The organism is Kordia sp. (genome assembly GCF_965224175.1).
GTDB lineage: Bacteria > Bacteroidota > Bacteroidia > Flavobacteriales > Flavobacteriaceae > Kordia.
Genome location: NZ_OZ245041.1, coordinates 2,089,052 through 2,100,782, shown reverse-complemented (window position 1 = coordinate 2,100,782; position 11,731 = coordinate 2,089,052). Strand labels below are relative to the sequence as shown.

7 protein-coding genes are annotated in these 11,731 nt (G+C 31.9%); 5 read left to right on the top strand and 2 right to left on the bottom strand.

What is annotated here, in order from left to right; translation table 11 throughout:
- Positions 1-104 precede the first annotated feature (104 nt).
- On the bottom strand, positions 105-620 hold the full coding sequence (locus ACOQOS_RS09080; protein WP_420574657.1) for an RNA polymerase sigma factor: 516 nt from the start codon (positions 618-620) through the stop codon (positions 105-107).
- 146 nt (positions 621-766) lie between these two features.
- Here ACOQOS_RS09080 and ACOQOS_RS09075 point away from each other — a divergent pair, with 146 nt between their 5' ends.
- Both ACOQOS_RS09075 and ACOQOS_RS09070 read left to right on the top strand, forming a co-directional pair.
- Positions 767-2,761: a LamG domain-containing protein gene (locus ACOQOS_RS09075; protein WP_420574656.1), complete on the top strand. Its 1,995-nt coding sequence runs from the start codon at positions 767-769 to the stop codon at positions 2,759-2,761.
- A 224-nt stretch (positions 2,762-2,985) separates the two neighbouring features.
- Positions 2,986-3,165, top strand: coding sequence for a hypothetical protein (locus ACOQOS_RS09070; protein WP_420574655.1), 180 nt, complete (start codon positions 2,986-2,988; stop codon positions 3,163-3,165).
- A gap of 26 nt (positions 3,166-3,191) precedes the next feature.
- Here ACOQOS_RS09070 and ACOQOS_RS09065 read toward each other — a convergent pair whose 3' ends face one another.
- Positions 3,192-3,857 (bottom strand): hypothetical protein, encoded by a 666-nt coding sequence (locus ACOQOS_RS09065; protein ID WP_420574654.1) that lies wholly within the window; start codon positions 3,855-3,857, stop codon positions 3,192-3,194.
- Positions 3,858-4,139: 282 nt separating this feature from the next.
- Between ACOQOS_RS09065 and ACOQOS_RS09060 the strand changes: the two genes are divergently transcribed.
- The 3 genes from ACOQOS_RS09060 (at position 4,140) to ACOQOS_RS09050 (ending at position 11,727) form a co-directional block, all read left to right on the top strand.
- On the top strand, positions 4,140-6,929 hold the full coding sequence (locus tag ACOQOS_RS09060) for a LuxR C-terminal-related transcriptional regulator (RefSeq protein ID WP_420574653.1): 2,790 nt from the start codon (positions 4,140-4,142) through the stop codon (positions 6,927-6,929).
- 240 nt (positions 6,930-7,169) lie between these two features.
- Positions 7,170-10,181 carry a SusC/RagA family TonB-linked outer membrane protein gene (locus ACOQOS_RS09055; RefSeq protein ID WP_420574652.1) on the top strand — a complete coding sequence of 1,004 codons (3,012 nt, stop codon included), beginning with the start codon at positions 7,170-7,172 and terminating at the stop codon, positions 10,179-10,181.
- A 10-nt stretch (positions 10,182-10,191) separates the two neighbouring features.
- A complete protein-coding gene (locus tag ACOQOS_RS09050) occupies positions 10,192-11,727 on the top strand; it encodes a RagB/SusD family nutrient uptake outer membrane protein (RefSeq protein ID WP_420574651.1) in 1,536 nt (511 codons plus the stop codon).
- Positions 11,728-11,731 lie beyond the last annotated feature (4 nt).

The window sequence follows — 11,731 nt, the reverse complement described above, 5'->3', positions numbered from 1 at the left end:
TATATAACAATTTGCTATCTAAAATTCCTACCCTAATTATTTAATAAAATATACTTTTTTATATTTTTTAGCGTTGTATGGTATTCTTAGACAAAAATCACACATCATAATTCTTTAATCTCTTCTCGCAATTTACTCAATGCTCTATATATTCGTTTTTCTACTGCTTTGGTAGAAATTTCAAGTATTGCGGCAATTTCTTTATGCTTTTTTCCTTCTACACGATTCATTAAAAAAGCAGTACGTTCAGATTCTGTTAAATTTGCAATGGCAGCTTGTAGTTTTTCTAAATACTGTTTCTCCTGCATGACAAACTCAGGACTCTCGTTGGTGTGTGATTTTGGTTTAATTTTTTGATGCTGTAATACAACTTTATGATGTTTCACTTCATTCAACATCATATTATTGCCAATGGTAAAAACATAACTTTTTGCTTTTCCAGGTGTAACTTTTTGACAATTTTGCCATAACTTGGTAAATGCTTCTTGTGCTTTGTCTTCTGGATTTAGGTAATCACCAAATTTGTAATACAGATAGGCATACAAACTTTGATAATGTTTTTTAAAAAATATAGAAAACAATTTTTCGTTACAGATGTTATCTTGTAATGATTTTGGCATGTGAGTTGGTTAATTTGTGGGCTAAAAGTAAACATAAATTTTTTATAAGTAAAGGTGGGAATTTTGCCTTCGAAGTTGTTTTAATAATAGCATACTAAAAAGCTAGAGTATGTAAATGCACTGATTATATGAATAGAATTGCCCTAATGAAGTCTTTCAAAAAACTGTTATTACTCCTTGTGATATGCTACTGTTTTTATGCTTGTCAGGAAGAAAATGCACAAGTTTCTGAACCAGATACAACTGCAACTTTGGTTCCTAATACAACCTTGCCAAGATTAATGGAACGTGTGACATTACTCGATGGTTCGGTAGATAATAGTATAGATAATGCAAATTGTTTTGTCGTAGATTTACCTGTTACAGTTACGGTAAATGGAGTAACTATTGAGGTAAACACTACTAATGATTACGCTGCAATTATAAATGCTTTGAATCAATCTGATGAGAATACAGTTGATATCAGCTATCCAATTACAATCATTTTAAGCGATTACACAGAAATTGTCATAGAAAATCAGTCAGCATTACTATCTCAAATTTCAAACTGCTCAGGACCAAATCAGCCAGATATTGATATAGAATGTATAGATTTTCAATATCCGTTTAGTGTTGCCATTTTTAATGTGAATTTTGAAGTCATTGAAACGATAACAATTACACATGATGAAGAATTATATTATTTCTTGGAAACGCTTTCAGAAGGCGTGGTTGCAAGTATAAATTATCCGATAAGTCTAGTACAAGCTGATGGAACAGTAATTACCGTAAATAGTAACTCAGCTTTAGAAGCGGCAATCGCTGCTGCGGAAAATACCTGCGATGAAGATGATGATAATAACTATAATGATGAAGATTGCACAGAAACACAAGTAATGGCAAATCTACTAGATTGTTTCTGGAGAATTACTGACTTTGCAGGAAACACGGAGTTGCCATATGAATTCTATTTCAATCAAGATGGTTCGTTTACTTTTTCTTCTGAACCTTCAAGTAGTATGGTGTATGAAGGTAATTGGGAAGTTACAGTTTCGCAAGGAAGTTTAGTTTTAAACATAAGTAATGTCGAAACAGAAATTTCTGCCTTCAATGGAACTTGGATTATTGATGAATGTAGTGAAAATGAATTACAATTACATAGCGGAAATCAAGAAATTACGTTGCAAAAATCTTGTGAAAACAATTCAGCTTTTGAATGCTTTGAAAATATAGAAACGACGATTTGTGACGAAGAAAACCCGTATGATGGTTTTGTGGAGATGAATTTGGAAGAACTGTTTATTTCAAACGTTACATGTACACAAGCTTATGATTTTTCATTTCACATTACAGCGGCTGATGCTGATTCGAATTCGGCTCCAATTCCAACAATATATACAAACTCTGCTCCACAAGAAATCTTGTATTTGCGAATACAAGATATGACAGGAGTATTTCAAGTTTATACAATTACAATTTCAGTAGAAGATTGTTGTACCAATCCATTAGCAAATGTATTGCCAGACGATTTGATTCTCTATATGCCATTTGCCAATGAAACAAAAGACTTAGTGAGCAATTGGGAAGCAACAGGAAATTATAATTATGTTTCTGACAGAGCAGGAAACAGTACTTGTGCTATTGCTTTTAATGGAAATCAAACCATACAAATACCAATTACAAACACAAATCAAATTGTGCAAGGAGATGCTTTTTCTGTAAGTCTTTGGTTTAAAATGCAAAATGTAGATCCTTCCAACTATGAAATTTTATTCCAAAAAGGAAGTGCAGTCAGTGAAGGTTTTCAAATCAGTGTCTTTGATTTAAACACGCCAGTATTTAGTGATGCAGATTCTGGCTACGGTTTGTGGGATGATCCATGGAATGTAGATCCTAATTTGCCAACAGATACAACCAATTGGCATCATTTAGTCATTACGGTTGATGAAAATAATACAGTGCGTTTATATCGTGATGGTATACAGCGTAATATAGATGAAAATGCTTCTATAGACATTGGAAGTTCTCCATTGATGAATTACATTCTAGGGAATGGTTTTGAAGGTCATTTAGACGATATACGTGTATATAAAACGGCCTTAAATCCTAATGATGTAACTACATTGTTCAATTTAGAAGCAGATTGTAACAATTGTTTATAAGAAATAAAAATTAAGTGTTTATTTAAGTTAGTTTAGTGACTAATTTTAAAAGCTGCCTTTTGTTGAATTTGGGCAGCTTTTTTTTTATAAAATTCAATTTTAGAAAGCCGTATAAAATCTATTCAAAGAGTTAAAGTCTAGCTAATTTTGTTGAAAAAAGTTATCCTATTTTGGCTTACTTTTTGATGTCATATGATTAGTATTAATCTTTTAAATGACAAGTTATGAGGGAAATAAACAAACATCTTTTTTTGAATAAAATTTCTATTTCTAGTCTTCTTAAAATTAAAGCAGGAAATGATGAATATATGTCTGTTGAAACAAATGTAAATTATTTAGAACCGCCAAGACCTTCGCTTAATTGTGCGTCTAGAACCTGTTCTGGAAATCCAATTTGTTGGTAGTATATATTTAAAGAAATAATAAGAATTTATCCAGAAACTTTCTCCAGCAATTCTTTTGCTTCTTGAAGGGCAATGATTTTCTGGTCAATTTCTTCCATTAAATTTTTCTCAGCAGTATCATCAATCTTTTTTCGTTTAGAACCTGCTTTACCCATTTCTTGTTTATACGCTTCGAGAGTTGTGAGTTCAACATTTTCTCTTTGCAATGCTTCGGCAACTCTAATATTGAAGCGTCCTATTTCGGGAGTCATTTTTATAAACGTTGGAGAGAAAAACTTTTCTTTTACAGCTTCCCAATAGACTTCTGGGTCTGTATCTCTATCTGGAAATTCAATTTTCTCTGAGCGAAGTTTACCTAAGCGTTTCTTTTCACCGTAATACATAAATCCTAGAAGTAAACCGACAAACCCAACAAAAATCCCAAAAGTTACTCCAATTCCTGTCCATTCATATCTCGCATATGTCATTACAAACGGTAATGGAATACTCAACAACCACATCGGAATAAAAAATAAACGACCAACAGTTCCTGTTGCTTTTCCAATAAAGGAAGCTACTAAAATCATCCAACTAACGCAGATAATTAAAATATCTTCACTCATGCCTCCAAATGCATAAATAATAAAAAACGGAATAGATAATAAAGCAGCAATAAATAAAACGCCAATCGCAGCTAAGTTGAAAATAATCATGGTAATACAGTTTTAAGAACTAAATGTAATTTATAATCTCATAGAATACAAAGCTTTTACAGATTTACTTTACTTGCTTAATGAGATTTTATTTTTTTGGGAAAGTAATTTTATTTCTAACTAAAAAATATAAAATAATATTCTAATAATTTAGATCAAATTATTAGTAGTTTCAAGAATCTTTTTTCATAAATTAGTTAATATTTAATAGTTTAATATCTAACATTAAATGAATTGTTATAATTAAAAACGTTCATAGTGTTTCCCCAAAAAAAGTATAGAATGAAAAAAGTATTTATTTTCTTATTCTTTGCATTTATTCTTCAAATAGATTGTTACGGTCAGTTTTCTCCTAATATTAATAATTACTCCATAGCAGAATATCTTGCAGGTAATCAGAATTGGGATGTATGTAGATCTGATAATGGAAAAGTTTATGTAGCCAACAATATTGGTCTATTAGAATATGATGGTATAGGTTGGGAATTGTTTCAATTGCCTAACCAAACAACTGTAAGATCTGTATTAACATATGATGATTTAATTTTTACAGGTTCTTTTGAAGAGTTCGGTTATTGGAAAAAGAATGAATATCGAGAATTAGTGTATACATCATTAAGTGATTTAATAAAATCTGAAATTGCAGCTAATGAAGAAATATGGCAAATTTTAAGCTACAAGGATAAAATTATATTCAGGTCTTTTGCAAGCATTTATGTATATGACTTTAAAACGGTAAATAGAATTCATTCTAATTCAGCAGTAATATCTTTATCCTTAGTTGATGATGACTTATTAGTATCAACCTTAAACCATGGGATATACAAACTAGAAAATAAAAGTTTAGTACATTTCTTTTCAAGTGAAATCCTCCAGGATACAAATATCATTTCTATTGTAAAAAAAGAAAATCAATATGTAATCATGACTTCGTTAAAAGGAAGTTATTATTTAAATTCAGGCAAACTAATACCTACAAAATATGCTTTTAATGATAAAATAAAGCAACATCAGTTAAACAGGTTTACGCAACTGAATAACGGAGACATGGTTTTAGGAACCATAAAAGATGGTATTTATATAGCAGACAGTAAAGGAGCTGTAAAATTTCATATTAGTAAAGAGAATGGACTTTTAAACAATACAGTCTTAGGTCAATTTCTAGATAATGATCATAAATTATGGCTTGGTCTAGACAATGGAATAGCTACAATTGACTTAAAGAACACAAACTATTTTTTTAATGATATTTCGGGTAAATTAGGTGCGGTATATGATATTGTTAAGCATAAAGGTTTACTTTATATAGGAACCAATACAGGACTTTTCTATTTAGATAAGAGTGGTAAATTGCATTTTGTAAATGGTTCTCAAGGACAGGTTTGGGATTTGAAAATTATTGACAACTATTTGTTCTGTGGTCATAATGAAGGAACTTTTATAGTAAACAAAAATGAAATAAAACAAATATCTGACTTCAATGGCGGATGGACTATTCACAAGGTGCCTGAACATGAAAATTTATATATTCAAGGTACTTATGCAGGTTTAATAAAGTTTCAATTACGAAATGGGAAATGGGAAGTTAAACACATGGGAAAGACTACAATTCCATCAAGGTTTTTAGTCTTTGAAAATTCACATACGGCATGGGTAGCACATGCATATAAAGGTGTTTACAAAGTTGATTTTAGTAAGTATTTTGATAGCATCATTAACATAACTAACTATGGAAAAAAAGGATTAGATTCTGAATATAACCCAAGAGTTTATAATTTAAAAAATGATATTGTTTTTAAAACGAATTATGGCTGGCAACGATACGAACCAATATTAGATTCCATTGTTGCTTTTAAATTGCTAGATGAGAAATTCGGAAAAAACACCTATATCATCTCAGAAGAGTCAACGAGTCCTATAGTTCTCAAGGATAAAACGGGAGTAATAAGATTTAAATATATCAATGATAGTAATGAAGAAAGAAAGATAAATAATAGCTTCATAAAGAATAGGTATATCGTAGACTATGAACATGTCTCTAAAATAAATGACTCACTCTACGCTCTGAACTTAAACAATGGTTTTATACTTATAAATAATACTTCTAAAGATTCGGTAATGGTATTTAAACCAACAATAGAATCTGTCCGAATAAATGGTAAAGCCGTTCTACTGTCCGAAAAAAATATAGAAACTATTGAATTAAAGCATGATGAAAGTATCGATATAGAACTCTCCTCATCGAGGTCTGAAAATCATTTTTTTGAATACAGTATACCTTCATTAAGTAAAGAATGGTTTAAAATAGAAAAAAGCAACCTTAGACTAAGTAATATTAATTATGGTTTATACGATATTCTACTGAGAACAAAAGATGATTTAAACAATACATCTGAAGAATGTCTTATAAAATTAGACATTTCACCTCCTTGGTATAAAGGATTTCCTGGAATAGTATTGTATTCATTATTGATAGTAGGGTTGATAGGTGTATTTTACTATTTACATCAAAGAAAAATTCGCAAAGAACAGCATTTGATGAAAGTCAAACATCAAAAAGAACAAGAAGAGCTTTTAAGAGAAAAAACGCTGGAAAATGAAAAACACATTGTAATATTAAAGAATGAATCATTACAAAATGAAATAACAATAAAAAGTAAGCAATTGGCAAATAATGCTATGGCCTTAGTTAAGAAAAATGAAGTACTTCAAGATATTAAAAATGAACTAGCTGTTAATAAAGATAAGTTTCAAGATCATTACTCCTACAAAAGACTTATCAAAAAGCTAAATAATTCTATTGAGCACAAAGACGAATGGGAAATATTTGAAGAAAATTTCAATCAAGTACATGATGAATTTTTTGCAAAGCTAAAAGAGCAACATGCTATGTTAACTCCAAAAGATTTGAAGGTTTGTGCCTACATCAAAATGAATTTAACAAACAAAGAAATTGCACCTTTAATGAATATTTCTGTAAGAGGCGTAGAAACACATAGATATCGCTTAAAGAAGAAATTAAGTTTAGAAAATGATATTTCATTAACTGATTATTTATTAAATATTAAATAAATATGTAGTAAAATTACGAAAACTGCACTTTTTCACTACTTCATTACTACGTCATTCTATTAAAAAACAGACTTCACTCATATTCATTCTTCAAACTAACACTACGTCAAGTCACTGTTTTTGCTGACTTCTATAGTAGTGTGAAATTTTGGCGTAATTAAAGTGTAAAATCATATTTATAAGTTTATTGATAAGGTTATAAATTGCCAGAAATTAATCAACTATTCTATTTAATTAATTATGAAAGCTAAACTTAGTATATTATTACTTTGCTTTACTCTAGTTTCTTGGAGTCAACAAAAAAAGATAAGCGGCTTAGTAACATCTGCAAATGATGGAATGCCATTATTCGGTGTTAGTATAATTGTCGATGGTACATCTAGAGGAACATCAACTGACTTTGATGGGAAATATTCACTCACTCTTCAATCAGGATCGCAAGTAAGCTTCAGTTATTTGGGATATAAGTCTCAAACCATAAAAGTAATCGATCAAACAATTATCAATATTGCCTTGGAAGAAGATGCTAATTCTTTAGAAGAAGTTATTGTTGTAGGATATGGTTCTCAGAAAAAAATAGATTTAACTGGAGCAATTTCAACTGTGAAAGCTGAAGATATTGAAAAAACGCCTAATAGTAATATTGTGCAGTCATTACAAGGGAAAGTTGCTGGACTACAAATAACTAGTAATGGTTCTCCAGGAGCTGGACCTACAGTAAGAATACGTGGAGTCAATTCTTTTTCAGCAGGAGGAGCTCCTTTATATGTTGTTGATGGAGTATTTTATGATGATATTGATTTTTTAGACAATAGTCAAATTGAAAGTATTTCTGTTTTAAAAGACGCATCATCAATAGCTATTTTTGGTCAAAAAGGGACTAATGGTGTAATTGTAATAGAAACCAAAGGAGGAAAACTGAATAGCAAACCTACATTTACTTACAGCGGATACACTGGTTATCAAAGAGCTCAGAATGTTGTAAAAATGGCAAATGCAGAACAGTTTGTAACGATGGCTTTAGAATCCGGTTCTCAAGCAGATATAGAGTTTGTAGCAAATGCTATACAGCGCTATGGAAGAAGTAGAATTAATCCAAATCTTCCAAACGTAAATACTGACTGGTATAGAGAAATATTAAGAGTTGCGCCTATTTCAAGTCATAATCTTGGAGTTACAGGAGGTACAGAAAGTGCTACCTATGGAGTCAATGCGAGCTATTTTTCCCAAGAAGGTATTCTGGATATGGAAAATGAATATGAACGATTTAATGTTCAGTCAAATATTGAAGTGAAATTATCAGAAAGATTTAAGGTTGGAGCTAATGCTTTGTTTAGTAATAGTGCAAGGTTCAATCCTGAAAACGGAGCTTGGTTTCAAGCATACTTTGCTGTGCCAATTCTTCCTGTATTCGATACTCAAAATGAAAACGCTACACCAACTGCTTTTTCAGATGCGACACTTTTAGGGTATAGAGGTGCTCAAAATCCATTTCCTGTAATGACTTTTAACAATAACAGGGTAAAACAAAGACGTGTATTAACAAGTGCTTTTATTGAATATTCTTTGATACCAAAGAAATTGAAGTTTAAAACATTTTATAGCCATGATTATAACACAACGTCTGAAAGAAATGTAAGATTGCCTTATTTCATCTCAGAGAACTCGCAAAGAGCAGTATCTTCCATTAGAAGAGCAGAATTCAACTCTTCCAATCAATATTGGGATAATATTTTAACCTATACAGATACTTTTGGTGACCATAATTTAACGGCTATTGCAGGAGCTTCTTACAGAGATCAACAATTTGAGGCGCTTCAAGCAACAGGAGATGATATTACTGGAATTGACCTAGAAAGTTCTTGGTTTCTAGATTTTGCTGATCCAGGTTCGTTTGCAAATCAAGTAATTGGAAATGGTGACCGTTTATACTCAATTGCCTACCTATCTAGAGTTGAGTATAATTATAAAAATAAATACCTATTTAATGCCACATATAGATATGAAGGAGACGGTAGATTTCCAAAAGAAATATGGTTAGGTACTGGTAGTATAGGTGCTGGTTGGGTTATATCTGAGGAGAGCTTCATGCAGGATAATGGTGTTATTAATTTTTTAAAACTGAGAGGGAGTTGGGGGCAACTACCAAATGGAGCTCTTACAGGTAGTGCAGGTACAAGAACAGTCTCTACGTTAACTACTGCAATTAATGATCTTTTAACGAATGGTATTATAAGTACAAACAACTTTACTGATTTAGAGAGAGAAATATTAGAAGAAACCAATGTTGGAATTAGTGCTAAACTTTTTGACAATAGATTATCATTAGAAGTAGATTACTTTACAAGAGATACAAAAAGACTAGTAATTCCTGTAATACAGCCTATAGCTGGTAACACAGTTTTACAAAATGCAGGAGAAATGCGTAACACAGGTTTTGAAGTCGCAGCAGGTTGGAGTCAACGTCTCAATAAGGATTGGAGTTTTTCAGTAAATGGAAATATCGGAACGCTTAAAAATAAAATGACCAAAATCAACAATAATCTTGGTTATTTAGATACTGGTAGCGCAGAATTTCGCCAAAGATCTATCCTAGGTGAACCGGTTGAGGCCTTTTTCGGATTGGAAGTAGAAGGTGTTTACCAAAATGACACGCAAGTAGCAAATGATCCAATTGCTGTAGATAACAATTTAGAACCTGGTGATTTTATTTACAAAGACCAAAATAGTGACGGTATTATTGATGATCAAGATAGAGTAGTCATAGGATCTTATTTACCAGAGTTTACATACGGTGGAAATCTACAAGTTTCTTATAAGAATTTTGACTTTTCTCTGGCAATAGCTGGTCAAACAGGTAATGAAATCCTAAATCGTAAACGTGGTGAAGTTATTTTTACGAATGACACAAATATAGATGCTGATTTTGCAACAAATAGATGGCATGGAGAAGGAACTACAAACTCGTATCCATCTTCTGCCGGACGTAGAAAAGCATGGAACCAAAGGTTAAGCACATTTTTTATAGAAGATGGATCATTCTTTAGAATTCAAAATGTGCAATTGGCGTACACAATACCATTGAAGAAATTGGGTGAAAATATGCCTGAATTCAAACTAACCTTTACCGCAGAACGACCACTAACAATATTTAAATACAACGGTTTTAGTCCAGAAGTAGCTAATGGTGTAGATAGACAAACGTATCCAATACCAGCTATATATACCTTCGGAGTAAATATTAAACTATAAAAAGCGCAATATGAAAAATTTAAGACAAAAACTCAAATCATTGCCATTTATGCTTATGGCTTGTATTGTACTAACTTCCTGTAATGATTTGCTAGAAGAAAATGATGGTCAGTTAGCAACTGGAGATTTAGACTTCACTCAAACTGACGATATGATACTGCCTCTTGTTGGAGCATATGCAGTAACCTATTCAAGAGGATGGGAAGATCCTCTTCTTGTAGGAGTAAGAGGTGATGATGTAAACGCCGGCGGATTAGGAGATCAACCTTTATTTGCTGAAACTGATTTATTCAACTATGACAATGGATTCTGGATGTTCAATCAAGTTTGGGTAAACTTTTATGGAGACATTCTAGATATTAACAACGCACGTGAAACTATTGAACAATACAAAGAATTTGCGACAGGTGATGATGTAGCTTTAGCCGATCAATATATTGCAGAAACTAAAGTATTGAGTGGTTTTCAACATTTACAAATGTCCAAACTCTGGGGAGATATTTTTATCATCACTTCTACAAATGTTGAACAAGAACTAGATAATGGAGTGTTCACCAAGGAAGAAGTAATGCAATACATATCTAATTTGATGGATGAATCGATCCCGTTTTTACCAGACGCAAGACCTAATGAAAGAACTGATCTTGCCGGAGGTGTAACAAAATATACTGCCCTTGCAATAAAAGCTATGGCAAACTTAGAATTAGAAAATTATCAATTGGTTGCTGATGCAACTGGTGAAATAATCAATTCTAATAAATTTATGCTTTACCCAGATTTTTACGAGCTTTTCAAAAAGCCGGGGCAGTTAAGTAATGAGAATCTTTTTGAATTACAATTTTCAGATTTCAATTCAGATTCAGGTCCAGTAAGTAATCACTTATATGCGCCTTTTGGACCATCTAGTTGGGATCCACTTGTAGAAACTGCGTCAGGCGGTTGGGGTTTTTATGAGCCAAGCTTAAAATTTATCAAGTTTATGATAGATAGAGGAGAGCAAACAAGACTGGTAACCAGTGTTAACTTCACTCCAAGAGGTATAGAAGAAATTATGGAAGATCCAGGCTATACAACACTACCAAATTATATATCTAACGTAACATTAGATGGTGATGTATTTAACAATTATCCAAGAGCAATGTTTGGCAGCGGAAAACACTATTTACCATCAAACCAATTAACTACTGGTAGAAACGATTATGGTTCTGGTAAAAATTTCATTGTCATTCGATATGCTGAAATATTACTAATGTATGCTGAAGCATTAACTCGTGGTGCTAGTGGTAACGGTATCAGTGCAGATCAAGCCGTTAATATGGTAAGAACTAGAGTAGGAATGCCATCGCTTTCTGGCGTAACCGCACAAGATGTTATGGACGAAAAATATGCAGAATTGGCTATGGAATGGGGTATCCGTTACTTTGATATGATTAGACTAAATGAATTTAGTGAACTAAGTTACGAAGGAAGAACATTTACGGAAGATGATAAATTTTTGCCTTATCCTCAAGAACAGTTGGATTTATTGCCATTGGAACAAAACTAATACG

Coding starts and splice junctions, on each gene's coding strand:
- ACOQOS_RS09080 (WP_420574657.1), bottom strand. CDS start 620: ATGCCAAAATCATTACAAGATAACATCTGTAACGAAAAATTGTTTTCT.
- ACOQOS_RS09075 (WP_420574656.1), top strand. CDS start 767: ATGAAGTCTTTCAAAAAACTGTTATTACTCCTTGTGATATGCTACTGT.
- ACOQOS_RS09070 (WP_420574655.1), top strand. CDS start 2,986: ATGAGGGAAATAAACAAACATCTTTTTTTGAATAAAATTTCTATTTCT.
- ACOQOS_RS09065 (WP_420574654.1), bottom strand. CDS start 3,857: ATGATTATTTTCAACTTAGCTGCGATTGGCGTTTTATTTATTGCTGCT.
- ACOQOS_RS09060 (WP_420574653.1), top strand. CDS start 4,140: ATGAAAAAAGTATTTATTTTCTTATTCTTTGCATTTATTCTTCAAATA.
- ACOQOS_RS09055 (WP_420574652.1), top strand. CDS start 7,170: ATGAAAGCTAAACTTAGTATATTATTACTTTGCTTTACTCTAGTTTCT.
- ACOQOS_RS09050 (WP_420574651.1), top strand. CDS start 10,192: ATGAAAAATTTAAGACAAAAACTCAAATCATTGCCATTTATGCTTATG.